Source organism: Winogradskya humida, assembly GCF_016862215.1.
Taxonomy (GTDB): Bacteria; Actinomycetota; Actinomycetes; order Mycobacteriales; family Micromonosporaceae; genus Actinoplanes; species Actinoplanes humidus.
The window spans coordinates 84,871-110,126 of the sequence record NZ_BOMN01000001.1; the positions used below are offsets into that span (position 1 = coordinate 84,871).

The following is a 25,256-nucleotide window of genomic DNA, read 5'->3' on the forward strand; positions in this document are numbered from 1 at the left end:
CTGCTCCTAAACTATATGACGTAAATTTACGTCGTATAGCGAATGTAGAACGCCGCCGGCCACGCCGTCAACCGTTCTCCTTTATGAGATATAGTTACAGCCGTGACACCACGACCCCCGGCCTCCGAACGCCTCGACCGCGACGAACTGCTGACCGTCGCCATGGCGATCGCCGACACCGACGGGCTCGACGCCGTCACGCTGCGCCGGGTCGCCACCGGGTTCAACGTGACCCCGATGGCGCTCTACTGGCACTTCAAGGACAAGGACGCCCTGCTCGACGCGCTGGTCGAGCGGATGCTCGGCGAGGTGGACCTGAGCGCGGGCGGGGCGACCGGCCTGCGCCCGGTCATGACCACGTTCCTGGGCGTCCTGCGCGCCCACCCCGCCCTCGCCGAGATCACCCCGCTGCGCATGATGCGTACCGATGCCGGCATCGACCTGTCCGAGCTGGTCATCGGCCTGCTACGCGCCGAGGGCCATACGCCGGTCGCCGCGGCCCAGCTGAGCATCTTCCTGCTCGATGCGCTGATCGGTCTGGTTATCAATCAGCCGGGCGAGCTGGCCGTCCCCGACCCCGCCCGGCGCGCGACCCTGCTCGACGCCAAACGTGCCCGGCTCAAATCGCTGTCACCGCAGGCCTATCCGAACCTCACCGAGGCGGCCGACTTCTTCCTCGGCGTGCCCGACGAGGCCGAATACTACGAACGCGGCCTGACCATGCTGATGCAGGGCGTTCAGCCGAACCACCGAGCGAGCTGACCGTCCAGGTCCTCCTGGTCGTCGCCGATCCAGGCCACGTAACCATCGGGTCGTAGCAGGACGGCCGGGGCGTCCAGCTTTGCGCCGGAATCCGAGAGATGATCGACGCGGTCCGCCCAGCCGCCGGCGGTCAGGCGTCCGGTGCGGTCCAGCAGTAAACCGCGGCCGCGATGCAGCAGACCGTAGAGGCGGCCCTGCTCCAGGTCGATGTCGGGCAGGCGGCGTCCGAGCAGGTGAGGGCCCGCGCCGAAGTCGTAGCGGATGCCGATCCCGGTGATCTTCTCCATCAGGTGGCGGTTGACGTCGTCGAAGTCCATCAGCTCGGTGAGCAGCCTGCGCACGGCCCGCGGTCCCGGCTCGGGGGCCAGTAATTCCGTCTGGGCTCGGGTGTTGTCCAGCACGTCCGCGGCGACCGGATGCCGTTCCGCCTCATAGGTGTCGAGCAGCGTCTCCGGTGCCCAGCCGTGAATCTGCGCGGCCAGTTTCCAGCCGAGGTTGACCGCGTCCTGAATACCGAGGTTGAGGCCCTGCCCGCCGATGGGTGGATGGATGTGCGCCGCGTCGCCGGCCAGCAACACCCGCCCGACCCGGTAACGGTCGGCCAGCCGGGTGGCGTCCCCGAAACGGGACAGCCAGCGCGGGGAATGCACGCCGAAATCGGTGCCGGCGACGGCGCGCAACCGCTGCTGAAAATCGTCGAGCGTCGGCGGTTTCGTGCGATCGTCGACTCTTCCGGCGGGGACCACGACGCTGTAGGCACCGGCGCCTGCGGGCCTGAGCCAGAACGGCCGCACGGTACGGCTCAGCTCGGCCACTTTCGCGGCGATCTCCTGCTGCGGCGCGCTCACGTGCATCTCGCCCATCAGCGTCTCGTTGCGCGACGGCTCGCCGGGGAAACCGACCCCGAGCAGTTTGCGCACCGTGCTTCGCGCACCGTCACAACCGACGAGATAGCGGGTACGCAACTGTTCGCCGTCACCCAGTTCGACGGTCACACCGTCGTCGTCCTGCTCGAAGTTGGCGACCTCGGCACCACGCCGGATCTGCGTACCCGCATGCTCTTCGAGGAGGCGAACGATGACGGGCTGCGGAATGCCGAGCAGGTAGCCGTACGCGGAATCCAGGTTTTTTGGTGCCGGTTTGTCGATGGCCGCGAAGTAGGCCCCGGCCGGGCGCTTTCTTCCGTGCTCCAGAACACGCTCCAGCAGCCCACGCATCGCCAACAGCTCGATACTGCGGATGTGCAGCCCGACTATGCGTACGGAGGAAGCGGGCTCGGTGTCCTTCTCCAGCACGAGCACCCGAACATCGTGCAGCCGCAGCTCGGCAGCCAGCATCGCGCCGGTCGGACCACACCCGGCGATAATCACGTCGAACACAGGGAATGCCTTTCGGGAGAGTCTGGCGCTCCCGGCGACACCTACGTCAATCGCCCGACCGGCACGGCAAGGGGGAGCACCCACATCGATAGATCGTTCATGGGTCTCACCTCCTTGGGCGTTGCCGCGGTCAACCGCGAACTATACCGAAAACCAGCTGGTTGGAGCGGACGCGGGCTCAGCGAATCCCCCGTCAGCACTGAGCGCCGTTTCTAACGGTCGTTTCAGGTTCGCTCGGTATGAACTGGGCATCGCCGGGCGACACGGGTCTCGACCCTGAAAGGCAGCCACTCGTGATTTCTGTGCTCGTGGTGGACTCCCAGCCGCTGCAGCGCCTCGGGTTCCGTGTGCTGCTGGAGTGCACCCCCGACACCGAGATCGTCGGCGAGGCCGGCAACGGCGCCGAGGCCATTCGGCAGATCACCCACCTGCGGCCCGACGTGGTGCTGATGGACATCCGGATGCCGGGCGTCGACGGGATCGAGGCGACCCGGCGCATCGTCGCTGGCGGTGGGCGTTCGCGGATCCTGGTGCTGACGACGTTCGACGTGGAACGGTACGCGTTCGCCGCGCTGCGGGCCGGGGCGAGTGGTTTCCTGCTCAAGGACATCGGCCCGGAGGAGCTGCTCGCCGGCATCCGGGCCGTCGCCGCCGGGGACGCGGTGATCGCGCCGGCGGCGACTCGGCGGCTGCTCGACGCGTTCGCCGACCGGCTCGATGATGACCTCTGCGGACCCGTGCGGAAGGATCCCCGGCTGAGCTTCCTGACCCACCGCGAGCGCGAGGTCCTCGTCGCCATCGGCCAGGGCCTCACCAACGGCGAGATCGCGCAACGGTTCACGCTGGCGGAGTCGACGGTGAAGACCCACGTCGGGCGGGTCCTCGCCAAAATCGGCGCACGGGACCGGATCCAGGCGGTCATCCTCGCCTACAACCTGAGACTCACCCGGCCGGTCTAGCATCTCATCTCGCGCGTCAGCGGGGGGAGACCGTCATGATGCCCGTGCACATCTCGTCGCTGGTGCCGTCGCCCCACACGACGTAGCGTGGCGGCAGCTTCTTCAGCTGCGGTAGCTGTCTGCGCAGCCTCGCGTCGTGCGTACACGTCACCCGCAGTGTGTCTCCCGGACCGATCTCCACCGGCGACGGCAACTTGATCAGCCGCTGGTTGTCAAAGTCGAACTGCGGCACGTCCAGCACGACCTTGGCGTTCGGCGTGCCCGGGTTGAGTTCGACCTTGATGGCCCGCCCGAGCAGGTGCATGTGGCCGAAACCGGCGAACAGCGTCATCGGCGCCGGCACCTTCTGGTCGCAGGTCTGGGTGTTACCGGGCTTCGGCACGCCGCCCGGGTTGCATTCCTCCACCTGACGGTCCGCCGACTCGCCGACATCCGGTCCGAACCGCTTCGTCACGTCCGCGATCGAGGCCGCCCGGTCACAGAGCGGACCCGACTCGTCGGGGGCGCAGGGCAGGTCGGTCGGCGCGTCGAGCGGCAGCGTGATGAGTTCCCGGGTCTGCGGCGTGCCGTCCGTCAGCCGCAGCCGCACCGCCGAGCGGTCCGACCCGGCCGGTCTGCCGTCGGTCGCGAGCAGGTTGTAGTGGATCTGGAGGATGATCAGGCTGCCCGGCCCCAGCTTGAAGCCGATGTCCTGGTCGAGCAGCGTCTCCGTGGCGCCCGGCGCCCAGGTGGCCACCCACGTCGCGCCCTGGTCGTCGCCCTCCACGTCGGCGCCGGGCACACCGGTCCCGCCGAAACACTGCCAGCCGAGGCCGGGCGTCTTCGCGTCCTGCTTACGCACCAGGGCAGCGCGGTCCGACGGCACCGCGTACACGATGGCGTGGTGTGCGATGGCGACGTTCTCCGGCGCGAATAGGGTTCCGGTCACGAACGCCGTCCTGGTCAGGCCCGGATCGATCACCTGGCACCGGTATTCGTCCGTGCCGCCGCCCTCCGGGGTCGAAGGCGTGTAGGCCTCGGCCATATTCAGGTCCAGGAACCGCTCGCCGGCGCGCAGCGGCTGCGGTGGAGCCGACGACGCGCCGGCGTGCATGCTGTGCGGGCCGGCCGCTTGGGGCGCCGCACGTCTGTCGGCGTCCGACCCGCAAGCGGCGACAGCAGCGAGCGCTGTCACCAGCGTCATGGCGCCCACCGTGAACTTCCATCGTGGACTGTCCGGTTTCCTCATAGCTCGGACGCTAGGACAGATTCCGTCGGCTTTCGTCGTACCGCGGTCGTCATCGCCGGGAGGCAGGTGGTACCGCGGTACTACTGATCACCGGATTAACGGTCGTCTCAGATTCGCTCGGTACGAATGTGGCCTCAGACAAGCGATACAACTCGTCAGGAGGCTTTTGATGTCACTCAAAGCGGAAGTGCCGCCCGGCCGGTGGGTACCGTGGTTGGTGATCGGTTTGTGGCTGGTGCTGGCGGTGGTCATGGTGCCGTTGAGCGGAAAGTTGAGTTCGGTCACCACCGACAAGGCCGTGGACACGCTGCCGGCCGGCGCCGAGTCCACCAAGGTGGCGGTGCTGGAGGACAGTCTCCCCGGCGGCGAGGACAACACGTTCGTCTTCGTGTACCACCGCGCCGGCGGCCTGACCGGCGCCGACCGCGCGACGATCGAGCGCCACCACAACACCCTTGCCGGGCGGTACCCACCGAAGGCGGCGGCCGGCGAGGATGACGAAGGCCCGGCGACCAGGCTCTCCACCGACGGCAAGGCGATGATGTTCACCCTTGACGTGAGCACGACCTACGGCGCACCGGAGGCCATCGTCGGCCCGTTGCGTGACGCCGCGAAGGACCGTCCCACCGGCCTGGAACTCGACGTGACCGGCCCGGCCGCGATCGACGGCGACATGGACGCCGTCTTCGACGGCATCGACCTGCAGGTCTTCCTCACCACGATCATCGTCGTCACGGTCCTGCTCATCCTCACCTACCGCAGCCCGGTGTTGTGGTTCGTCCCGCTCGTGGCCGTGGGCGCGGCCGCACTGACGGCGATGGCGACCGTCTACCTGCTCGTCAAGGGCTTCGGCATCGTGGTCAACGACCAGAACTCGGCGCTGCTGACGATCCTGGTGTTCGGCGTCGGCACGGACTACGCGTTGTTGCTCATCGCTCGATATCGGGAGGCACTGCACCACCACGAGAACGTCCGGGTCGCGATGGTCCACGCGCTACGCGGCGCGGCGCCGGCCATCGTCGCGTCAGCGGCCACCGTGGTCGCCGGCCTGCTCTGCCTGCTCGTCGCGGACTTGAACAGCACCAGCGGGCTGGGCCCGATCGGCGCCGCCGGCATCCTGTGCGCGCTGGCGGCCATGCTGACCCTGTTCCCGGCGGTGCTCGTGGTGCTCGGCAGGCGAATCTTCTGGCCTGCCATCCCGCGGTTCAGCACGGCCGCCCAGGACAAGGCCGGGCTGTGGGGACGGCTCGGCACCGGCATCAACCGACGGCGGTGGGTGGCCACGCTCGGCTCGCTCGGAGTCCTCGGCGTGCTCGCCATCGGTCTGACGGGTAACACCGGCGCCCTGCGGGAGCAGGACCAGTTCCTGTCCGCGCCGGAGTCCGTCACCGGCTTCACGGTTCTCCGCCGGCACTTCCCGGAGCTCGGCGGCCAGCCGATGACGATTTATACGCGGCCGGCGTACCAGGAGCGGGTGGTCGACATCGCCGAGCGCACCCCAGGCGTGGCAGAGGCCGTCCCGGGCAAGGCCGTCGGAGGCTGGGCCGAGATCTCCGTGTTCCCGACCGACGCGCCGGACACCGCCGCGGAGTACGACACGATCAAGCGGGTGCGCACCGGCGTGCACGGGGTGTTCGGGGCGCAGGCGATCGTCGGCGGGCCGAGCGCGGAGAACCTCGACACCGAGGTGACCACCCGCCGCGACGAGAAGCGGGTGATCCCGCTGGTGCTCGCCGTCGTCCTGATCGTCCTCGGGCTGCTGCTGCGCGCGATCGTGGCCCCGCTGGTCCTGATGGCGACGGTGATCATCTCGTTCGCGGCGGCCTTCGGCGGCAGCGTGTTCGTATTCGACACGATCCTCGGGTTCAAAGGTATCGACTCCTCGGTGCCGCTGCTGGCATTCCTGTTCCTGGTGGCGCTCGGCGTCGACTACAACATCTTCCTGGCCAGCCGGGCCCGGGAGGAGACCGTGCGGCTCGGCTCCCGGGAGGGCATGCTGAAGGCCCTGACGGCCACCGGTGGCGTCATCACCTCGGCAGGGCTCGTCCTGGCGGCCACGTTCGCGGTCCTCGCCACACTTCCGCTGGTGATGCTGGTCGAGGTCGGGTTCCTGGTCGCCTTTGGCGTGCTGCTCGACGCCCTGCTGGTGCGGTCGGTTCTGGTGCCCGCCCTCACCCTCCTGATCGGCCGGCGGATCTGGTGGCCGAGCCCGCTTTCCCGTCCAGCGGCAGGGCCGCCGACCGATCGACACACGCTCGCCGACGAGGAGGAGCCCGCGCTGCAAGGTTGATCGCGGCGGGACCCGCTCAGCGCGCCGCGGTGTCCTCCCCGGCGGCGCGGCGCGCGAGCGGGGCGGGCTGGGCCGCGGCCGGAAGGTCCACCCGAAGCAGCGCGCCACCGCGTGTGGAACGGGCGACAGTGGCCCGGCCGCCGTGGTCGTCGACGACCCGCTGCACGATCGACAGCCCCAGACCGGATCCCGGCAACCCCCGGGCGCTGTCGGCACGGTAGAACCGGTCGAACACCCGCGCTACGTCGACTGCGTCGATGCCCGGCCCGGCGTCGTCGACCTCGAGCACCGCCGACGCGCCCTCGGCACGCAGCCGGACCTGGACCGGCTGGTCCGCGGGGGACCACTTGCCGGCGTTGTCGATGAGGTTGAGCACCGCCCGCTGGAGCGCGGCGGGACGCCCGCTCACCCACACGGAGGTCACGTCGAGCGCGACCTCGATGTCAGGCACGCGGGAACGCGCCCGGGTCACAGCGGCCAGAACCACGTCGGCGAGGTCGAGCAGCTCGGTGTTCTCGTCACTGACATCACCGCGCGCCACCTCGGTCAGCTCGGCGGCAAGGGTGCTCAACTCGGCCACCTGGGCGCCGAGATCGTTGAGCAACCTAGTCCGGCTCCCCGCCGACAGTGCGCTGTCCAACGTGCCGCGCCGATCGAGCCGGACCAGAAGCTCGACGTTGAGGCGCAGGCTGGTGAGCGGAGTCTTGAGCTCGTGGGCGGCGTCCTCGGCGAGCAGCCGCTGGGCCCGCCGGGAGTCCCGGAGCGCGGCGAGCATCTCGTTGATCGACTGGATCAGCCGCCGGATCTCCCCACCACCCTCATCCGGGATGCCGGCGTCGAGATCCCGGGTGTGCGCGACACGCACCGCGGCGGCGGTCAGCCGGTCTATCGGTGCCAGCGCGGTCCGCGCCACGGTCCGCCCGACAAGGGCGCCGCCAACCACGCAGAGCAGCCCGATCAGCAGCATCCCGAACCCGAACCGGTTGATCGGGCTGTCGTCGACGACGCGCGCCACCTGGACCGCGCCGTCGCCCGCCCGCAGCGTGTAAATGCGGTAGCCGTCCTCGTCGCTGTCGTTCGGCTCCATCAGATCGGCCGACGCACCCTGCGCCACGCGCCCGGCCCGCCCGCTGACCGGCGGAAGCGCGGGCTGGCCGACCGGCGTCCGGGTCGAGCCGTCGGGCAGGATGACCCGCACCAGCCGACCGGACCCGGGATACGGCGGTAGCTGGACCTGCGCCACACCGGCGCGCTCCGCGTCCGCCGCCAGGACGCGGGAGTCGGAGCGCAGCTGATCCTCGGCGGTGACCTGCAGCTCCCGGTCCATCAGCTCGCTGGCCACCTGGAAGGCCACGAACACGCTGATCGCGATGGCCGTCGCCGCGATCACCGTCAGCCTGGTTCGCAGGGACCGCCGGCGCCACCATCGGGTCAGCCGGCGCGGTCCCCGGCCGGTGGGCCCGCTCACGGAGGAGTCTCCCGCAACGTATATCCGAGGCCGCGCAGCGTATAGATCAATCGTGGCTCACCCTCGGCCTCCATCTTGCGGCGCAGGTAGCTCACGTACACCTGGAGGTTGTTGGCGGTGGCGCTCATGTCGAAGCCCCAGATCGCCTCGAACAGCGCGTCGCGGGTCAAGACCCGGGTCGCGTTACGCACCAGAACCTCCAGCAGGGAGAACTCGGTGCGGGTCAAGCGCAGCGGCCGCCCGCCACGCCACGCCTCGAACCTGTCGGGATCGACCCGGACGTCGGCGAACGACAGCAACGGCGACTCCTCGTCGGCCGGCGTGCGCCGGCGCAGCAGGGCCCGCACCCGGGCCAGCAACTCCTCGGTGGCGAACGGCTTGGGCAGGTAGTCGTCAGCGCCCGCGTCCAGCCCCGCGACCCGGTCGGAGACCTGGTCACGGGCGGTCAGCATCAGCACCGGCAGATCCCGGCCCGCGGCCCGCAACCGCCGGCAGGTCTCCAACCCGCCGAGGCGAGGCATCATCACGTCGAGGATCAGCAGATCCAGCGCGTCACCGCCCGCCCCACCGACCCCGTCGAGCACGGCGAGACCGTTGGCGACGGTGCTGATGTCGTAACCCTCGACCTGGAGCACCCGCTCCAGCGAATCACGGATGGCCCCGTCATCATCCGCGATCATGATCCGCACGCCGGCCCGCCCCCTTTCACTCGATGCTTTGCCGCCCATTCTCCCCGGCCAACCTGAAGCCAGGATTAGAACCGTCGCCTGTACGGATGCCTGAGCTCAGACTTGACCACTAAGTGGACGGCAACGAGCCGTGGGACCGAAACGCACGACCGGAGGCGGGCTATCGTTCGCCTTCCTCGACGACCAGGGATCCAGTTTCATACGCCACGTCGGAAGAGCCACGAGCGTAGGCAACGGCCAGGGGCAAGCACGCGCCAGAGTCCCGACACGGCAAGCAGAGACGCCGCACCCGCCGCGACGACAACCAGACCGGGCGCTGCCACCTCGCCCAGCGCCCCACCGCTCGCCGCGAACAACCCCTGCAACGCCATCGTCCCGGTCAGCGCCAACCCGAAAGCCTGGCCCCGATTCGCCTCCGGCACAGCCGCGAGAAAACGCCGGGCCAGCCCCAACTGGTACGAGACCCCGAACCCGGACACGGCGAGCAACAGCCCCGCGATGACCGGCCCCGGCGCGACCACAAACCCGAGCAGCGGCGCGCCGAGCAACACGGCCAGCGGTCCGGACAGTCGCTCCCGGCGCTCCGGCGTGACCAGCCGCCCGATCGCGAGGTCGCCGGCCAGCATCCCCAGCGCCACGGCGGTGAACAGCAACCCGGCCGATCCCGGCATGCCGATCTGGGCGGCGTACGGAACGAGCACCCCCTCAGCGCCGACCACGATCGCGGGCGGCAGCCACTGGACCAGCAGGAGCGCACGGATCGCCGGCACGCGTAGCAGTTCGCGATTGACACGCCAGGTCTCGCGGACGGCGTACCCTCCGGCCGTGCCGCGACCTGGACGCCCGGCAAGCCGCAAGCGCAGCAACGCGGCGGACAGCAGGCAGCTCGCCACCGTGATCCACAGTGCACCGTACGGGCCGACCGCCGCGATCAGCACCCCGCCCACGGCGAACCCGACCACCTGCGTGCCCCCGGCCGCCATGGAGAACACGGCCCGCCCGAGCACGTACCGGTCGCCGTCGAGCAGGTCCGGCAGCATCGCACTGCGCGCCGCGGAGGCGACCGCGCTCGGAACGCCGGCGACGAACACCAGCACCAGCATCGCGACCGGCGAAAGCAGCCCGGCCGCGAGCACGGCGGCGACCGCGGCGCGGAGCAGGTCGTAGCCGATCATCACGGCCCGCGGCGGCCACCGGTCGGCGTACGCGAGCAGGAAGGTGCCACCGAGGGCGTACGGCAGAAAGCCCGCAACATAAGCCAACGCCGCCAGCAGTGACGATCCGGTCCCGGCATAAACGGTCACCGAAAGCGCGAGCATCTTCACGGTCTCGCCGCCGAGAAAAAGCGTGTAGCCGGCGAACAGCACGCGGAACTGACGTACCGCGAACACCTCACGGTAGGTCGTCACGCGGGCCAGTTTACAAATCCGTGGACCGGCTGAGTCGCTCCCAGGTCGTCAGGTCGGCACGGACCACCAACTCGGCAAGGCGCGAAGGCTGCCGCGCGGTGGCCATTACCCTATTTCGTCGCCGTCGCCGAGCAGCTGAGTTTCACCCGCGCCGCGATGCAGCTGCACATCAGCCAGCAATCCCTGTCGCAACAGATCAGCGTCATGGAACGCCATCTGGGCGTACGCCTGTTGGATCGCGACACCCGCGGCACCCGCCTCACCCCCGCGGGTGAAGCCTTCCTCCCCGAGGCCCGCAGCGTCCTCGCCCACGCCGAATCCGCGTTCGCCGTCGCCCGCCAGGCCGCCCCCGGCCGCCTCGACCTGGCCTTTCTCTCGTCCACCGCCAACTACATGCTGCCGCCGATCGTGCGGGCCGTCCGCGAACACCTCCCCGCCCCGGCCCTGACCACCCACGACCTCCCCATCGACGAACTCGTCGCCGGCCTGCGCGACGGCCGTTTCACCGCCGCCTTCACCCGGCCCCCACTGGTCCCGGACCTGGCCACCCAGACGATCACCACCGAGCCGGTCTGCGCGGTCCTCCCCCAGGGCCACCGCCTCGCCACCCGCCCGGAACTCCAGCTCGCCGATCTCGCCGGCGAGGACTGGGTCCTCACACCCCGCGCCGCCTGGCCACCCTGGCACGACAAGTACGACGACGACTTCGCCACGGCCGGGTTCGAACCGCGTGTCGCCCAGCGCGCTGCGGGCGTACCCAACCTGCTCGGTCTGGTCGCCGCAGGCGTCGGGGTCACCCGCCTGGCCCGCTCAGCCAGCAGCATCCGCCGCACCGGCGTCGTCTTCGTCCCCCTCGCGGGCGACCACGCCATCACCGTCATGGCCTGGAACCCCGCCCGCGACAACCCCTTCCACCACCGCCTCCGCGCCCTCGTGACGGAGCTTGCCGCCACCACGGATCTCACCCGCCAGGGATAGCCCCTACGATGCAGCGGTGCAGCCACAACTGCGTGATCCGGCCGCGGCGAGCCTGGCGATGCTGCTGTCCCAGTTCGCCCCGGCCCCCATTCCCGCCGACCTGCTGGAACCGGCGCCGTTGGCCGTTCTCGCCGAGGCCGGAATGGTGGTCTCGGTGGGTGACGGCGGACTGGTGCGCGTACCCGAATCGGTTTCCGCATCTTTGCGTGCCCATCCGGTCGCGGAGCCGGGCCGCCGCATTTTCGCCCGCCGCCCGCACAATTGGCCCGAGGCTGCCGCCGGGTTTCTGACGTCGGTGCTGCCGTCCGCGGTGCAGGACCCCGCGACCTGGGATCTCTGGGAATTGCTACTGCCGCATGCCGAGGCCGTTCTGCAGAAAACCAATCAGGCGTCGCGTACGACCGGAGCCCTGCGATACCGCTGCGGGACGTATCTCCGCGAACGTGGTCAATTGCTGGACGCAGCCCGGCACCTGTCGCAAGCATCCGGAGAAGCCACCCGCGACATCGACGCCGCCAACGCCATGAGCGCCTACGCCATCGTGCTGCAGGAACTGGGTGAGTTACAGGAAGCACGGACCCTCTACGAACGGTCCCTGGCGACAACGCGCAAAGTCCGCGGGGAACTCGACCCGGCCACCCTGTCGGTGATGAACAATCTCGCCGCCGTCCTGAACGAGCTCGGCGATTTCCCCGCAGCGCGACAACTGCTCACCTTCACCGTGGAAAGATTCCGCCGCGCCCTCGGCCCCGACAATCCAGGAACCCTGAGCGCGATGACAAACCTCGCCGCCGCCCTCTACGGCGCCGGCGACCGCCCCGCAGCCCGCAAACTCCTGGAGGAATCCCTCGCGGGCCACCGCCGGGTCCTGGGCGACGACGACCCGCAAACCCTCTCCTCGGCCTTCAACCTCGCCGTCATGCTCCACCACCTCGGCGAACCCGCCGCCGACCTCTACGCCTGGACCCTCGCCGGCCGCCGCCGCGTCCTCGGCGACCACCACCCCGCCACCCAACTCACCGAACGCCACCTCGCGTCCCTCACCCAGCACTGAAACCGTCCGGCTACAGGCCTATCGTCGAGGCATGACCGCGACCGGAGAGCAAGCCTGGGTGCCGGCGGCATGTACCTTGCCGACCCTTGACCAACCGCTGCGCCTGGCCGAGTTCGATGACCTGTTCGCCGACGCACTGCGCGGCCAGCAACGACTGTCGGCCACGGTGCTGCGCTGGGAACTCGATCCAGCGGCCGAGGCCACGGCCCGCGATCTGACCGTACGGGAGAGCAGCTGCTGTTCGTTCTTCTCCTTCACGTTCGGCGGCCCCAGGAACGGGGTGCTGCAGCTCGTAGTGGAGGTGCCGGCCGCACATGTCGCGGTCCTCGACGCCCTCGCCGACCGCGCAGCGGCCAGGTCAGGCGCTGAGGCCGGTGTGGAACCGCAGTAACCGCGTCCTGCCCTCGCCGAGGACCGGGCGGGCGTCTTCCACCAGGTGATCGAAGGCGGCGGCGCGGTCGTGGCCCGGGGCGAGATAGGCGGTGGCGGCCTCGTGGTCGAGCCAGGCCGCGAGGTCGGCCCGCGCGTGGGCACGCAGCCGTAGATCCGGGTGGCAACCAGCCGCAGGTCCGTGGACAGCCGCTGCCAGACGCCGCCGGCGATCAGCAAGCAACGTGAATGCAGGACCGCCCGGTGACGACCACCCTGTCAGCGCCGTGCGCGCCGCGTGCCGTACCTCGGTCACCCGATCGGAGGCGCGAAGCGCGAGCACTGCGACCGCGGCCGGATGCCGCCGACCGGCGAGCCTGACCACCGCGCCGAAGCCCCACCGAGAGCGTCCAGGGCTGCACGCCGCGCGTCCACACCGCCGTCACGCGCCAAGGCCAACAGCGCGGTCGCGAATTCTGCAGGGCGGCCGCCATCGATCGCCGCCCGAAATTCGTCCAACGCCGCGACCTCGGGCAGGTGGTCCCGCTCACCGGGCGCTCCAGCCATGGGCCGCAACCAGCTCCGCAGCCGCTCGATAAACACCATCGCGGCCATCTCCACCCCGTGCCTTACCTCAATGATCGCGTCGCCGTCATTCTGCGGCGTGCCGACTGCCCGCGCGAACGCATTACGGCTCGTGGCGCACGTGGCCAGGATGCCGCTCGATACATCTTCCACTGAATACAGCGTTGGATGTACTGTTCTGGGATGGAGACGGTGACGCACGGCCAGGTGCTGGCTCGGTTCGGGCACGCGCTGTCCGATCCCACCCGGGCGCGGCTGCTGCTCGCGCTTCGGGAGGCACCCGGCTATCCGGCTGAGCTGGCCGAGCTGATCGGCGTTACCCGGCAGAACCTGTCGAACCATCTGGCCTGTCTGCGCGGCTGTGGTCTGGTCGTCGCTGTTCCCGAGGGCCGGCGGACGCGTTACGAGCTCACCGACGTCCGTATCCGGCATGCCCTCGATGATCTGCTCGGTCTTGTCCTGGCTGTCGATCCGGCCGCCTGCCCGGAGGCCGCGGACAAGGATTGCTGCTGATGGGTCTGCCGCTGGTCCCACTCGCCACGGCCGGGCCCGCGCCCGGACGGCGTGCGAGGCTGGCTCGGCGGATCCGGTGGCTGGTCGCCACCACCATTGTCTACAACGTCGTCGAGGCCGTCGTGGCGATCGGGGCCGGCACTGCCGCTTCGTCGACCGCGCTGATCGGATTCGGTCTCGACTCGGTCATCGAGGTGTCGTCGGCTGCGGCGGTCGCCTGGCAGTTCGCCGGATCAGACCCTGGGAAACGGGAGAAGACCGCGCTGCGGATCATCGCGGTCTCGTTCTTCGCCCTCGCCGCCTACGTCAGCGTTGAAGCCGTGCGTGTTCTGGTCGGCGGCGGCGCTGAGGTTGCGCACTCCACGATCGGCATCATCCTGGCCGCCGTGTCCCTGGCCGTGATGCCGGGGCTCTCCTACGCCCAGCGTCGCGCCGGGCGCGAGCTCGGCTCCCGCACCGCCGTCGCCGACTCGAAGCAGACCCTGCTCTGCACGTACCTGTCCGCGGTCCTTCTCGTCGGCCTCGTCGTCAACAGCATGTTCGGCTGGAGCTGGGCTGACCCGGTCGCCGCGCTGGTGATCGCCGCCGTCGCGATCAAGGAAGGCCGCGAGGCCTGGCGCGGCGACGCCTGCTGCACACCCCTGCCCGCGGCCTCAGGCGGCTGCGCCGACGGCTGCTGCACGAAGTAGCCCCCGCACTACAAGACCCCTGCCTGGGCCTGTGACGGGAGTGGCTGCGGAAGACCCCTGAGCAAACGGGGTTGCAGCAGGGGTTCAGCTTCGTCATCGCTTGGATCACCGCTCATTCGTCTCGGAACCACACCGACTTTGCCCGTAACGGCGCCTTCACAACGAGGGCGGGCATAGACGGGGGAACACACATGGAGCAGAAGTCAACGCTGGCCCGATCGATGAATTCCGTTCTTCGTCCCTCGCGCTGGAAGCTGGCTTCCGCGGTAACGGCCACCGCTCTGGCGCTGACCTCCATGGTGAATGTCTCCGCCGCCGAAGCCGCGAAGAGCACCGACGCCGCGACGAGCACCGGGGCCGCCGCAGCGGCCGTCCTGCCGTCCGGGCAGGCGATGCCGGTGGGCAACATCAACGCGTGGAAGCAGATCTTCAGCGACGACTTCAACCAGAACGTTCCGCTCGGCAGCTTCCCCGCGGCCGTCTCCAACAAGTGGGGCGCTTACGCCGACGGCTGGACGGACACGAGCAAGAACGGCACCTACGCTCCCTCGAAGGTCATCAGCGTCAAGAACGGCGTGATGGACATGAACATCCGGACCGAGGACGGCAAGTCGCTCGTGTCGGCTCCCGTCCCGAAGATCAACGGTGCGAACGCCGGCGAGGGGCAGCTCTACGGGCGTTACGCGGTCCGTTTCCGGTCGGACAAGCTCGCCGGTTACAAGATCGCCTGGCTGCTGTGGCCGGACAGCGACCAGTGGGGCGAGGGCGAGATCGACTTCCCGGAGGCCGACCTGGACGGCAAGATCTGGGGCTTCATGCACCACAAGAACAAGCCGATGGACCAGGACTGGTACGAGACCAAGTCGGCCACGAACGCCTGGCACACCGCCGTCCTCGAGTGGCACCCGAACTACGTCCGCTACCTGCTCGACGGTGTGCAGATCGGCAAGTCGACCGATGTCTCGAAGATCCCCTCGACGCCCATGCACTGGGTCCTGCAGACCGAGACCAACCTGGACGGCGTGAAGCCCGCCGCCGCGGTGGCCGGTCACCTGCAGATCGACTGGGTCGCCGTCTACAAGCTGCAGCGGTAACAGCACCACGATGACGGCCGGGGGCCGGAACCATGCCGAGCGCGTGGTTCCGGCCCCGCTGTCATCTCGCCGCGACGCACGCGACGACCGGGAAGGAAGCATCCTGGCCGGTCAGCCGCGGCACCGGCACCTCCTCGGCCGCGAGACCGAGCAGCAACGCGGCCGCCGCGAGGGAATTCCCGAACCCTTGCACCTCACCGGTGAGACCCGCCCGTTCGAGGGTCACCGCGAAGCCCCGCGGTGTCCACCGCCACTGGTCCATGTCCGGGGCCTCCGGATCGATCCGGCCGACACACGGCACCGTGATCAGGGCCGTTCCTCCCGGCCTCAGAGCGAGTTTCACCGTACGCAGCGCCGCCTGCGGATCCGTGTACTGCAGCACCTGGGTCAGGATCACGCAGTCGAACCTGTTCTTGCCGATGGAGCCGGCGACGTTCAGATCGGCGTGCAGATCGGCCGCCTTGTTGCCCTCGTCGACGTCCACGATCGTCCGGGTCGCCGCCGAACCGTATTTCTCCGAGTAGAGCGCGGACCGGACCTCGAGGACGTCACCCGCGATCAGTCCCTCGTTCGCCTTCATGAACTGCTCGATGTAGTGCCTGTCGACGGGCAGTCCCCGGTCCCAGCCGTACACCTGGCTGAACGGGGCCCGCCGGGCGATGTCACCCCAGTCCACCCGCAGTCCCGGCAGGCTTCTGTTGACCCGGCCCACGTTCAGCACCGCGACCTTGCGTATGGGCTCCGGTAACAACCTCGCAAGCCGCCGCACCGCGCTCATCGCCGCTCCTCCACGACGCTCGCCCCGGCCCGTGGTCGCGGGGGCGCGGCGGCGTGCACGTTCCGGCGGGAACGTGCGTACAGAAAGGGTCCCGCTGCCAGACCGGCGATCTCGCGGCGTAGTGCCCCGGGCGGCGCCGAGTGCTCCGCCTGCAGACGCTGGTTCGTGGCGAACGGGATCTTCGCCATTTTGATCACGCCGTACGGGAGCCTGAGCAGGATCTGCGAACGGGTGGAGCGTTGTGCGAGAAGTTTCGTGAGGAAGGCTGCGAGCCCCGCTCCGTACCCGAACATCTGTTTGCGAAGTGAGTCCTGGTCTGCCCGGTGGTGATGCCAGACCAGCGCAGCCGGTTCATAGGCGATGGCACCGCCGCCGGTGAGAACCCGGACGAAAACGTCGAGGTCCTCACCGCCCTTGGTGTCCGTGCCCGCGCCCAGGGCCTCGTCGAAACCACCGAGCGCCCGAAGGCTGTCGCGGTCGAACGCGAAGCTGGCACCCGTCCCGAAGATGCCGGCCGAGTAGGGGTACAGCGCACCGTGACCGGATCGGTCGCGAAGGTCGAACAGGGCCGGCGCGCACCGGCTGGACCAGGACGAGGTCCGCGCGTCGAAGTACGCCTCGGAGTCGTTGGAGATGGACGCCGTGCAGACCAGGCCGGTGACACAGACGACGTCGGGTCGCCGGCTGAAACCGCGCAGGACCCCGTGGACCCAGCGGGGATCAACCGAGACGTCGTCGTCCGTGTAGGCGACATACCGTCCGCGGGCTGCGGCGAGTCCCGCGTTCCTCGCTCTCGACAGGCCGGGGCGGGGTTCGAGGACATAGCGGAACCGCGGGTCGGTCAGGGCCAGCCGGCTGACCAGCCGCTCGGTCGACTCATCGCTCGGCGCGTTGTCGACGATGATGAACTCGACGCGGGGATACGAGATCTCAGCGAGCCGTCCGACACAGTCCTGGAGCATCTCGCCGCGGTCACGCGTGCAGACAATCACCGAAACGTGCTCGGACGTGTCCACTTCGCTCGGGCAACCCCGCGCTGCGGCGCCCGGACGGTACCCGGGGCCGGCGCCGGGGGCCGGGACGCCCTCGGCAGCCAGATGCGCTCCGATCCGATCCCCGAATCGCCGCCACGCCTCGGCGAGAATCGCCGGAGTGGTGGCCTCCTCCCGGGTCAGGGTCAGGTATCCGACGGGCTCGTCATGGATGCGGATCAGAACACGCACCAGCGGCTCACCCGCCTGCGCGACGACAGCCCGCAGATCCCGTGACCCGGATACCTCGAACTCGCAGCACCAGGTGGCACCATCGATGGACACGGGATCCGACACTGTTTCTGCATTCATATAAGATTCCCCAACAGCGTTCAGACGAGTTATCCGCGCGGCTCGGCGATGTCGCCACCAGCCCCGGACGGACTCAAGGTCTGCGGCCTGCGGCCGCAATGTGCGCAGCGTCGCGGCCCGCACAACAGGGCCGCCACGATTCTTCCCTCCTTCGACATTACGGTGCGACGAGGCAGGGTCAAGCGATAGCTGGTTGATACAACGACGGCCGCCGACCTTTCTGCCCTTACGGCGCAATGAACCACCCGGGGGGACTACCCCTTCGGTGGGCATTTTCATGACTCCGGTATCTACGTTTATGGTGAAGTCCGGCCCGGCATTCCAAACGCAAGGAAACCCTGTGATACAGCACCGGACGCACCACGCGCCGAATAAGAGGAACGCTCACTGGAACCGGGCCCGCCGACTGGCCGCCGCCACGCTCCTGTTGCTGTTTCCCGGCTCCCCCGCGACATATTCGTCCATGCTGAGGGAACCGCCCGTGACACCGTCCGCGACGGCCACGCACTCGCCGTCGGGGCAGCCGATGCCGGTGGGTGACGTGCCGGGCTGGCGGCAGATCTTCAAGGATGACTTCACCTCCGACGTGCCCCTGGGCCAGTTTCCCGCGGCGCAGCCGTGGAAATGGTCGGCATACGACGAGGGCTGGCGCGACACCAGCCGCAACGGCACCTACTCCCCCGCCCGCGTCGTCAGCGTCAAAAACAGCATCATGGACCTCTATGTGAGAACCGAGCAGAACGTGCACCTCGTCGCCGCCCCGCTGCCCCGGATCTATGGCCCCGGAACACAGGGGGGCCTCATTTACGGACGGTACGCCGTACGATTCCGTGCCGACCCCACTCCGGGCTTCAAGATGGCCTGGCTGCTCTGGCCGGACAGCGAGAAATGGACCGACGGCGAGATCGATTTCCCGGAGGGCGAACTGACCGGCGAGATCGAGGCCTTTCTGCACCACAAAGGCGCCCCGACAACGCAGGAGGCCTTCAAAAGCGGATCCGGTTTCAACGAGTGGCACACCGCGGTCATCGAATGGACCCCCACCGAGGTACGTTTCCTGCTCGACGGAAAATTGCTGGGAGTCGTAACCGATCGCAATATTATTCCGGACCATCCCATGCATTGGGTGCTGCAGACGGAGACGGCTCTGGACGGGCGCCGGCCGGCATCGCAGGCGAAGGGACACATCCAGATCGACTGGATAACCGCGTACAGCCTCGAGATTCCGTCGAATTTCTAGGGCCGCCCCGCCGGGCCGGGGGCTATGCGGCCACCACGGCGAACCGCATCACCATGAGGGCGATCGACACCGACACGAGAACGTACGCGCCCAGCGTGGTCGCCCGTGACCACCTGGCATCGCCCCGCCGCTCCGACACGAACATCGCCGCCATGCAGCCCACCAGGGCGACGGCGGCGACCACGATGCCCAGAACAGGTGAGATCAGGTCATCCAGCAACGGAACCAGCCTCCCGCCGTCGCTTCATGATCGCCCCTCGGACCGACGCCGCCGCCGCGATCAGCACGGTGCAGACCAACTGGGAGGCGATGACCGCCGGCGGTGACCAGTGCCCCGAGTACAGCGAGATCTGCGCCCCGACGACCAGGGTCGCGCAGCCGAGCGAGACGGCGATCACGAAGCCCAGCAGCGGGTCCGCGATGTTGAGCAGCAGCACAAAACCCAGGCCTGGCCCGGCCAGCAACGGAATGCCGACACCGATGACGCGGGCCGGTGACCCGCCGGGGTCGGCCCCCGCCAGCGACGCCCATACCAGCGCGATCGCGGCCCACACGGCAAGGCCCGCAGCCGTGCCGACGGTCCAACCAGGCTTCATCGCCGCGCCTCCTTCACCGGCTCGAGCCGGTAGACCGTCGCATCGTCGTTGTGGAAGACCGTCGTGAACCGCCGGCTCCCCACGATGTCCCGCTGGACCGAGCGTCCCCAGTCCGCGGGAAGTCCGTAGACCTCCTCGCCGTACGCGATCTGTCCCCTGGTCACGATGAGATAGGCGCCCTTCGGATTCGTGCCCATCGCGGCGATGGCGAGATCGACGCGATGCACCGCGAACTGGTCCAGGACCGCCTGGGCGTAGTCATACTGGGAGAGTCCGATGTTGCGCCAGGACAGGTTCGGTGAGAGACAGACCAGGGTGCTGCCGTACGGCGCGATGTCGTAGAGCGCCGCGACCGCCGCGCCCTCCTGGGCCGAGACGTGCTCGTAGCTCTCGTTGCCGTACCGCGCGACCAGGCTCACGGGCAGCACGAGCAGACCTGCCACGGCCACGACCGCGGCGACCGGGCGTGCTCTGGCGGCGAGCGAGGCACACGCGTGCGCGGCGAGCAACGCCGTTGCCGGCAGGGAGAACAGGTAGACGCGCAACATCCCTTCGCCGCCGTAGGCCTGCAATCCGAGCATGAGGAACGGGGCGCCGGCGATGATCCCGAGGATCAGGCCGTACTTCCTGCTGCGGAGCAGATGGATCAGACCGGCTGCCGCCAACAGCCACATGACCCCCGCGAAGGCGATACGCAGATTGACGATCGCCTGATGCACGGTGCTGCCGACGATCCGCGACCCCACCCCGGAACTGACCACCGAGCTGACCTGCCCGGCGGATCCGAAGATCGCGCTCATGTGCCCGTTCCAGTAGTCCTGCGCGCCGTAGCACAGCCAGCCGACCGTGATGATGACCGTGGCCAGCGGGAGCAGCGCGATCCGGAGCACTCCGGTCAATGCGAGCAGGCACAGCGTCATCGCGAGCATGAACGGCGTGAGCTGGTGGCTCATCGCCACGGCCGCTGACACGATCACCAGCAGGACGATCAGAAAGGAGCGCTGGCCATAGGTGACTGCGGCGCCCTCGGGGTTCACGTCGGCGGGCAGCGTCAGCATCGCCCGGATGCGCCCCACCGGACGCGATCGTGTCACGCTCCTCGCGCCGCCCAGGAACACCGCGGTGACCACGGAGAGGCCGGCCAGGTGCAGGAAGAAGGCGAACGCCTGGGGGGCGAAGTAGTCCTGGCCCACCCAGTTCGCCACCGTGAAGACCCACAGACCGGTCCAGCGCACCCGGGCGGAACCGTGCAGCGCCCGGAAGAGCAGGGCCAGGGGCGCCAGGAAGAGCAGGGCGAAGCACATCGGCGCCCATCGCAGCAGCGAGAGGGGTTCCAGGCCGACGGCCTCGCTGAAAACGCCCGCGGCCGCGAAGAACCCCGGCCAGCTGAACCGGGCGTCCATCCCGGTAGCCGTTTCCCCGGTCTGCAGAATCTGCGTCGTGAAGCCGGCATGCAGCCAGGCGGTCGCGAACCGGGGCATCGACTCCGAGAACGCCACCGATCCATAGATCGTGATGACCTGGGCGGCCAGGGCGAGCGACAGGACCACCCGGCGCATGCCCCGCTGCAACTCGTGAAAGAAGACGATCGCGGGAAGCACCAGGAGGAACAGGTATGGCCAGGGCAGCGCCTCGACGATGCCCCAGGGGCCGATGTTGCCGTCCGCTCTGCCCCTGATCAGGACATAGCCGGTGACGACGCCCGCGACGAGAACGGCGGGCTTCGCCCCGGCCCGGATGATGCCCGGGCGCGGGTCCCGATGGCCCGCACCCGTGCCCCGTGCGGTCTCATCGTCATGCGCAGCGTCCGGCGGGCCCGGCGGGGGTAGGTACCGGGTCACGCTGTTACTGATCACTGATCGACACCATCCGTAAAGCTGCTCGTCGCACCCCGGGAGAAATGATCATCGCCGGCTCGAATAACGGCCGCCGAATCTGGCCGAGAGCCGACTGTAGCAGTAGGCAAATGGCCCGATACAGATCCCCAGAAGCTCGGCGAAAGTCAATACCAGCGGATACGAGTCAGTCTTCGCGGCATTCTTTTCACTCTCCGGAGAAAGCAGATGACGCATTCCGGGCAGGATACGGGCGGCGATCTCGCGCCGCTCGGCACCGGCGCTCATCCATCTCTTGGTGAGCATCGCGGACAGCCCGGCCCCATAGGTGAACACCTGTCTGCGCAGGTCGGGATAGTCGCGGTGGTGGCGATGCCGGATGAGGGCACCGGGCTCGTACACGAGGCGGTAGCCGGAGCGGACCATGGTCAGATGAATGTCGAGGTCTTCGCCGCCCAGGGCCGGTGTCCCGGTCCCCAGGTGCGCATCGAATCCGCCGACCGCACGCAAGGATTCCGCTCGGAACGCACAGTTCGCACCCGTGCCGAAAATGCCGGCGCAGTACGGATACAACGCACCCTCGCCGGTCGACCCGATTTCGAAGACCTTCCTGCGAAAGCCCTTGGAGAAGCCACCGAACTGCTCGAAAAGGGCCTGGGCCGGGGTCTCGAGCTCCCAGGGAAGCACCAGGCCCGTGACGCATCCCACGGAATCGTCGGTGAAAGCGGCGGCGATGTTCCTGAGCCAGTTCGCGTCGATCATGACGTCGTCGTCGGTGTACGCCACGATGTCTCCGCGGGCGTGGGCGAGGCCGTCGTTGCGGGCGTGCGAAACCCCCGGTCGCGGCGAGAGGAGCAGCCGGACACCCGGCAGGTCGCTTCCCGCGAGGAACCCGGCGAGGCCCGAGGTCTCCGGGCGGTTGTCGACCAGGATGATCTCGTCAGCGGGCTGGCTCTGCCGCAGCAGGCTGCGCAGTGTGCCGAGAAGCCCCGGGCTGGCCTCGCAGGCGGTCACCACCACGGTCACCGTCAGCGGCGACCGGCCGGCACTGCCCGGCGCCCGGCCCACGCCGGCGGTGGCCGGGGTCAGCACGTCAGCCAGGGCCGGCAGAGCAGCTCTGATCTCCGGTCGCAGGTCGTCCAGCTGCCGATGGCGTTCCGTCACGGAGAAAGGCAGGAACCCGACAGGCGCGCCGCCGCTCCGGACCAGCAGCCGTACCGGGCCGCACAACGCCGGTGGCTCGATGCGGTCGTCGAGCTCCACATCCAGGATGGGCACCGGAACGAAATCCGATGCGAACGCCTCGGGCGATGCCCCGTCAATCCTCTTCACAATTACCCTCCCGCGATGCGGTGTCTCACGCCGCGAACGACTCGGAACACTCTCGTCGCCATCGACTGGTCAGGACCGGCGATCGGCCGGCCGGTGCCTCTGGTGACGGCGGCGACGTCGGCCCGGCTGCTCCGGCCCTGAACGGTGAACCGGGCGATGGCCAGCACGTCGTCCGACGTGTGGGACAGGCGGTTCTTGACCGCATGGGCGGTGGCGAAACCGGCCGCGGCGACCTGTGCCTTCACTGCTGCGCGATGACTGCCGTGCGGATACGCGAACGACGGGACCGCCTCGCCGAGAAGGTCCTCGAGGGACTCCTTGGACCGCCGGATCTCGTCGCGGCACCTCGTCCCGTTCACCACATCGAGGTGGGGATGGGTCACGGAATGCGCACCGACCTCCGTCGTACCGGCAGCGCCGACCTCCTGCACGCCGCGACGCGACAGCATGCCCTCCGCGCCGATGTAACCGGTGGTGACGAACAGCGTGGTCATGATGCCGAGGTCCGCGACGATGGGCGTCACCACATCGAGGTAGTCGGCGAACCCGTCATCGAAGGTCACCAGAACGACGGGATCGGCGGGCGGTTCCTCGCGGTGCAGGTAGCCGGCGAACTCCCTCGCCGTCAAAGGCCTGCGGCCGCTCGCCACGACCTGCTCCATGTCCTCGCGGAAGTCGCGGACCCGGACCGCCCAGGGATCGGCTCTCGCCTGCGGGCTGTCCGACACCGAGTGGTAGAGCAGCACCGGCACGACGGCACCGTTCATCGAGCTGAGCTGCCGTACGTGCTGCCCGCGGTCACATATCCCCACACCGTCGCGGTAAGACCGGCCAGTACCGCGCATGCCCGCGCCGGTGAGGCCGGTTCCCTGAGGATCGAGCGCGGGGAAATGCCCCGGGCGAGAGCCGCGGGCAGCGTCACCTTGACGTAATGCTTCTCCGCCGAGAGCGCCTGCGCTTTCCCGCGCAGCCGGGCCACCGCCCGCTTCGACCGGCCTTCGTGGAAGCAACGACGCAGGAAGTAGCGCAGAGTCTGCCGCTCGACCGGGACGAAGTGGTCGACGGCGGCGTCCGGGGTGAAGATAACGGCCAGTTCGGGGTGCTGTTCGGACAGCCGGATGCAGAATTCCGTCTCCTCACAGCCGACCGGCAGCGCACCGACCCGGCCCACCTCGGAGGTGAATCCACCGGCGCTGAGCAACGCTGTCCTCCGGATGGCCATCGACGCCCCGATGGGATTGCGGATCGCTGCCCGGGACGTCGGCTGACCGCGGTACCCACATCCGACGACCCAGCCGAACTCCTCGGGGAACCACGACGGGGCCCGGCTGCCCTGCCACTTCGGGATGACCCGGGTCCCGACGACCGCCACGGCGTCCTCCGCGAAGAGGGATCGGATGGACTCCAGCCAGCCCGCCCTCGGGACAGCGTCGTCGTCGAGGAAGACGACGACGCCCTGGGCGGATGCGGCGACACCGCTGTTTCTCGCGCCGGAAAGGCCCCGGGTCTGCGAGTTCGGCACGACCCGGGCACCGTCGACGTGCGACGTGGCCCGGTGCAGCAGTTCCTCGTTGTGGTCGATCACCACGATCAGTTCGTCAGCGTGGGCGAGCTGGTCCTGGACGGCTCGGCAGGCTTCGCGCATGACAGCCCACCGGTCGGCCGTGTAGGCGCAGATCACGACGGAGATGTGCACGTCGGGCGACCCGGCGGGGAGGCCGGGCCGGCCCGGCTCGTCCCGCAGAGCGATGCCGGGCGCGGACGTGTCGCTCATGACTGGCCGTCGTTGATGAGCGACTTACGGCGGGCCTGCTGCGGCAGGAACGGCTCGGTCTGCTTCTTCCTGCGCCGCCAGGGCCGGCGCCGCTGGGCCGCGTCCCGCAGGCCCGGACGCAGCGGCTGTTGCGGGGTGGCCGCCGGTGCCTGCGGCTCGCCGGCTCGCGGTTGCCGCAGCCACTCGCGGGCGATGGTACGGAGCACCCGGGTTCCGTCCGTGACCGCGTTGAGGTTGCTGTCGCCGTGGATGCGCTCGTGTTCGAAACTGGGCACCTCCTCGACCCGGAGCCGCGCCCTGGCCACCCGGAGGTTGAGCAGGGTCTCGATCTCGAAACCGTCGCCCCACAACCGGCCGTCGCCGGCCGGCCGGGGGCTCGTGTGATCCAGATCGAAGACGGGCAGGCAGCGCGCCCAGAACGCGTTGTAGCCGTAGCAGAGGTCGGTGTAGCCCGTGTTGAACAGGGCGTTCACCAGGCTGTTCAACGCCCGGTTACCCAGGCTGCGCGACCTGGTGATGTCGGCGCTGCCGCCCGCCGCGAGAAAGCGCGAGCCCTTGACGAAATCCGCGCCGGCGATCAGCTTCTCGACGAACAGCGGGATCTCGGCAGGGTCCGTCGACCCGTCCGCGTCGATCATGACGATGATGTCGCTGGTCGCAGCGGCGAAACCGCAGGCCAGAGCGTTGCCTTTGCCCCGCCGGCTCTGCCTGACGATCCGGACGGAGGGCAGGAGCCGCTGGGCGACCGCGACTGTGTCGTCGACCGACCCACCATCGACGAGGATCACCTCATCGGCGGGCGGGAGCTTCGCCATGACGTGCGGGAGGTTCAAGGCCTCGTTGAGCGCCGGGATGACAATGCTTACAGTCGGATGCCGACCAGTCATTCATA

General features: G+C 69.0%; 25 protein-coding genes and 1 pseudogene. 10 read left to right on the forward strand and 16 right to left on the reverse strand.

The window, feature by feature from the left end:
* The first annotated feature begins 102 nt into the window (after positions 1-102).
* Entirely contained in the window at positions 103-762 is a 660-nt protein-coding gene (locus tag Ahu01nite_RS00430) for a TetR/AcrR family transcriptional regulator (protein WP_203834302.1), read from the forward strand.
* Here the strand turns inward: Ahu01nite_RS00430 and Ahu01nite_RS00435 are convergent.
* Entirely contained in the window at positions 738-2,141 is a 1,404-nt protein-coding gene (locus Ahu01nite_RS00435) for an FAD-dependent monooxygenase (protein ID WP_203834303.1), read from the reverse strand. The genes Ahu01nite_RS00430 and Ahu01nite_RS00435 overlap by 25 nt on opposite strands.
* A gap of 293 nt (positions 2,142-2,434) precedes the next feature.
* On the opposite strand from Ahu01nite_RS00435, the gene Ahu01nite_RS00440 reads away from it, so the two are divergent.
* The gene (locus Ahu01nite_RS00440) at positions 2,435-3,100 is read left to right on the forward strand and encodes a response regulator (RefSeq protein ID WP_307794503.1); all 666 of its coding nucleotides are present in this window, start codon (positions 2,435-2,437) and stop codon (positions 3,098-3,100) included.
* 16 nt (positions 3,101-3,116) lie between these two features.
* Here the strand turns inward: Ahu01nite_RS00440 and Ahu01nite_RS00445 are convergent, their stop codons facing one another.
* Positions 3,117-4,283 (reverse strand): monooxygenase, encoded by a 1,167-nt coding sequence (locus Ahu01nite_RS00445; protein ID WP_203834305.1) that lies wholly within the window; start codon positions 4,281-4,283, stop codon positions 3,117-3,119.
* A 262-nt stretch (positions 4,284-4,545) separates the two neighbouring features.
* Here Ahu01nite_RS00445 and Ahu01nite_RS00450 point away from each other — a divergent pair, with 262 nt between their 5' ends.
* Entirely contained in the window at positions 4,546-6,618 is a 2,073-nt protein-coding gene (locus Ahu01nite_RS00450; protein ID WP_239158519.1) for an MMPL family transporter, read from the forward strand.
* A 16-nt stretch (positions 6,619-6,634) separates the two neighbouring features.
* On the opposite strand, the gene Ahu01nite_RS00455 is transcribed toward Ahu01nite_RS00450, so the two are convergent.
* The 3 genes from Ahu01nite_RS00455 to Ahu01nite_RS00465 form a co-directional block, all read right to left on the reverse strand.
* On the reverse strand, positions 6,635-8,086 hold the full coding sequence (locus tag Ahu01nite_RS00455; protein WP_203834307.1) for a HAMP domain-containing sensor histidine kinase: 1,452 nt from the start codon (positions 8,084-8,086) through the stop codon (positions 6,635-6,637).
* Complete coding sequence (locus Ahu01nite_RS00460) at positions 8,083-8,766, reverse strand: response regulator transcription factor (RefSeq protein WP_275411682.1); 684 nt, start codon at positions 8,764-8,766, stop codon at positions 8,083-8,085. The genes Ahu01nite_RS00455 and Ahu01nite_RS00460 overlap by 4 nt, the downstream gene beginning before the upstream one ends.
* A 206-nt stretch (positions 8,767-8,972) precedes the next feature.
* Entirely contained in the window at positions 8,973-10,193 is a 1,221-nt protein-coding gene (locus Ahu01nite_RS00465; protein ID WP_307794505.1) for an MFS transporter, read from the reverse strand.
* A 111-nt stretch (positions 10,194-10,304) separates the two neighbouring features.
* Here Ahu01nite_RS00465 and Ahu01nite_RS00470 point away from each other — a divergent pair.
* The 3 genes and pseudogenes from Ahu01nite_RS00470 to Ahu01nite_RS00480 form a co-directional block, all read left to right on the forward strand.
* Positions 10,305-11,162 (forward strand): annotated as a pseudogene (locus Ahu01nite_RS00470) (LysR family transcriptional regulator); the annotation flags it as partial.
* Between the two features lie 16 nt (positions 11,163-11,178).
* Complete coding sequence (locus Ahu01nite_RS00475) at positions 11,179-12,216, forward strand: tetratricopeptide repeat protein (RefSeq protein WP_203834309.1); 1,038 nt, start codon at positions 11,179-11,181, stop codon at positions 12,214-12,216.
* 31 nt (positions 12,217-12,247) lie between these two features.
* Positions 12,248-12,607: a hypothetical protein gene (locus Ahu01nite_RS00480; protein WP_203834310.1), complete on the forward strand. Its 360-nt coding sequence runs from the start codon at positions 12,248-12,250 to the stop codon at positions 12,605-12,607.
* Here Ahu01nite_RS00480 and Ahu01nite_RS00485 read toward each other — a convergent pair.
* Both Ahu01nite_RS00485 and Ahu01nite_RS00490 read right to left on the reverse strand, forming a co-directional pair.
* A complete protein-coding gene (locus Ahu01nite_RS00485; RefSeq protein WP_203834311.1) occupies positions 12,575-12,901 on the reverse strand; it encodes a hypothetical protein in 327 nt (108 codons plus the stop codon). The two genes, Ahu01nite_RS00480 and Ahu01nite_RS00485, sit on opposite strands and share 33 nt — an antisense overlap.
* On the reverse strand, positions 12,898-13,323 hold the full coding sequence (locus Ahu01nite_RS00490; protein WP_203834312.1) for a hypothetical protein: 426 nt from the start codon (positions 13,321-13,323) through the stop codon (positions 12,898-12,900). Before Ahu01nite_RS00490 ends, Ahu01nite_RS00485 begins: the two co-directional genes overlap by 4 nt.
* Positions 13,324-13,353: 30 nt before the next feature.
* On the opposite strand from Ahu01nite_RS00490, the gene Ahu01nite_RS00495 reads away from it, so the two are divergent.
* The 3 genes from Ahu01nite_RS00495 (at position 13,354) to Ahu01nite_RS00505 (ending at position 15,466) form a co-directional block, all read left to right on the forward strand.
* The gene (locus tag Ahu01nite_RS00495; RefSeq protein WP_203834313.1) at positions 13,354-13,683 is read left to right on the forward strand and encodes an ArsR/SmtB family transcription factor; all 330 of its coding nucleotides are present in this window, start codon (positions 13,354-13,356) and stop codon (positions 13,681-13,683) included.
* Positions 13,683-14,372: a cation efflux transmembrane domain-containing protein gene (locus Ahu01nite_RS00500; protein WP_203834314.1), complete on the forward strand. Its 690-nt coding sequence runs from the start codon at positions 13,683-13,685 to the stop codon at positions 14,370-14,372. The genes Ahu01nite_RS00495 and Ahu01nite_RS00500 overlap by 1 nt, the downstream gene beginning before the upstream one ends.
* Positions 14,373-14,563: 191 nt before the next feature.
* The gene (locus Ahu01nite_RS00505; RefSeq protein ID WP_203834315.1) at positions 14,564-15,466 is read left to right on the forward strand and encodes a glycoside hydrolase family 16 protein; all 903 of its coding nucleotides are present in this window, start codon (positions 14,564-14,566) and stop codon (positions 15,464-15,466) included.
* A gap of 61 nt (positions 15,467-15,527) precedes the next feature.
* Here the strand turns inward: Ahu01nite_RS00505 and Ahu01nite_RS00510 are convergent, their stop codons facing one another.
* Complete coding sequence (locus Ahu01nite_RS00510; RefSeq protein WP_203834316.1) at positions 15,528-16,244, reverse strand: methyltransferase domain-containing protein; 717 nt, start codon at positions 16,242-16,244, stop codon at positions 15,528-15,530.
* A complete protein-coding gene (locus tag Ahu01nite_RS00515) occupies positions 16,241-17,560 on the reverse strand; it encodes a glycosyltransferase family 2 protein (RefSeq protein ID WP_239158521.1) in 1,320 nt (439 codons plus the stop codon). Before Ahu01nite_RS00515 ends, Ahu01nite_RS00510 begins: the two co-directional genes overlap by 4 nt.
* Before the next feature lie 508 nt (positions 17,561-18,068).
* Here Ahu01nite_RS00515 and Ahu01nite_RS00520 point away from each other — a divergent pair.
* Positions 18,069-18,827: a glycoside hydrolase family 16 protein gene (locus Ahu01nite_RS00520; protein ID WP_203834318.1), complete on the forward strand. Its 759-nt coding sequence runs from the start codon at positions 18,069-18,071 to the stop codon at positions 18,825-18,827.
* A gap of 22 nt (positions 18,828-18,849) precedes the next feature.
* Here Ahu01nite_RS00520 and Ahu01nite_RS00525 read toward each other — a convergent pair whose 3' ends face one another.
* From Ahu01nite_RS00525 to Ahu01nite_RS00555, 7 genes are read right to left on the reverse strand one after another with little or no spacing between them, the layout of a single operon-like run.
* Positions 18,850-19,047 carry a hypothetical protein gene (locus Ahu01nite_RS00525; RefSeq protein ID WP_203834319.1) on the reverse strand — a complete coding sequence of 66 codons (198 nt, stop codon included), beginning with the start codon at positions 19,045-19,047 and terminating at the stop codon, positions 18,850-18,852.
* A complete protein-coding gene (locus Ahu01nite_RS00530; RefSeq protein ID WP_203834320.1) occupies positions 19,037-19,423 on the reverse strand; it encodes a hypothetical protein in 387 nt (128 codons plus the stop codon). Before Ahu01nite_RS00530 ends, Ahu01nite_RS00525 begins: the two co-directional genes overlap by 11 nt.
* A complete protein-coding gene (locus Ahu01nite_RS00535) occupies positions 19,420-21,279 on the reverse strand; it encodes a hypothetical protein (RefSeq protein WP_203834321.1) in 1,860 nt (619 codons plus the stop codon). The genes Ahu01nite_RS00530 and Ahu01nite_RS00535 overlap by 4 nt, the downstream gene beginning before the upstream one ends.
* Positions 21,280-21,327: 48 nt before the next feature.
* The gene (locus tag Ahu01nite_RS00540; protein WP_203834322.1) at positions 21,328-22,590 is read right to left on the reverse strand and encodes a glycosyltransferase family 2 protein; all 1,263 of its coding nucleotides are present in this window, start codon (positions 22,588-22,590) and stop codon (positions 21,328-21,330) included.
* Positions 22,591-22,592: 2 nt separating this feature from the next.
* Positions 22,593-23,357 (reverse strand): polysaccharide deacetylase family protein, encoded by a 765-nt coding sequence (locus Ahu01nite_RS00545; RefSeq protein ID WP_203834323.1) that lies wholly within the window; start codon positions 23,355-23,357, stop codon positions 22,593-22,595.
* Complete coding sequence (locus Ahu01nite_RS00550) at positions 23,354-24,364, reverse strand: glycosyltransferase family 2 protein (RefSeq protein ID WP_203834324.1); 1,011 nt, start codon at positions 24,362-24,364, stop codon at positions 23,354-23,356. Before Ahu01nite_RS00550 ends, Ahu01nite_RS00545 begins: the two co-directional genes overlap by 4 nt.
* Positions 24,361-25,251 carry a glycosyltransferase family 2 protein gene (locus tag Ahu01nite_RS00555; protein WP_203834325.1) on the reverse strand — a complete coding sequence of 297 codons (891 nt, stop codon included), beginning with the start codon at positions 25,249-25,251 and terminating at the stop codon, positions 24,361-24,363. The genes Ahu01nite_RS00550 and Ahu01nite_RS00555 overlap by 4 nt, the downstream gene beginning before the upstream one ends.
* Between the last annotated feature and the right edge of the window lie 5 nt (positions 25,252-25,256).

Coding starts and splice junctions, on each gene's coding strand:
- Ahu01nite_RS00510 (WP_203834316.1), bottom strand. CDS start 16,244: ATGAGCGCGGTGCGGCGGCTTGCGAGGTTGTTACCGGAGCCCATACGC.
- Ahu01nite_RS00480 (WP_203834310.1), top strand. CDS start 12,248: ATGACCGCGACCGGAGAGCAAGCCTGGGTGCCGGCGGCATGTACCTTG.
- Ahu01nite_RS00530 (WP_203834320.1), bottom strand. CDS start 19,423: ATGAAGCCTGGTTGGACCGTCGGCACGGCTGCGGGCCTTGCCGTGTGG.
- Ahu01nite_RS00555 (WP_203834325.1), bottom strand. CDS start 25,251: ATGACTGGTCGGCATCCGACTGTAAGCATTGTCATCCCGGCGCTCAAC.
- Ahu01nite_RS00550 (WP_203834324.1), bottom strand. CDS start 24,364: ATGAGCGACACGTCCGCGCCCGGCATCGCTCTGCGGGACGAGCCGGGC.
- Ahu01nite_RS00500 (WP_203834314.1), top strand. CDS start 13,683: ATGGGTCTGCCGCTGGTCCCACTCGCCACGGCCGGGCCCGCGCCCGGA.
- Ahu01nite_RS00495 (WP_203834313.1), top strand. CDS start 13,354: ATGGAGACGGTGACGCACGGCCAGGTGCTGGCTCGGTTCGGGCACGCG.
- Ahu01nite_RS00445 (WP_203834305.1), bottom strand. CDS start 4,283: ATGACGCTGGTGACAGCGCTCGCTGCTGTCGCCGCTTGCGGGTCGGAC.
- Ahu01nite_RS00460 (WP_275411682.1), bottom strand. CDS start 8,766: ATGATCGCGGATGATGACGGGGCCATCCGTGATTCGCTGGAGCGGGTG.
- Ahu01nite_RS00545 (WP_203834323.1), bottom strand. CDS start 23,357: ATGAACGGTGCCGTCGTGCCGGTGCTGCTCTACCACTCGGTGTCGGAC.
- Ahu01nite_RS00505 (WP_203834315.1), top strand. CDS start 14,564: ATGGAGCAGAAGTCAACGCTGGCCCGATCGATGAATTCCGTTCTTCGT.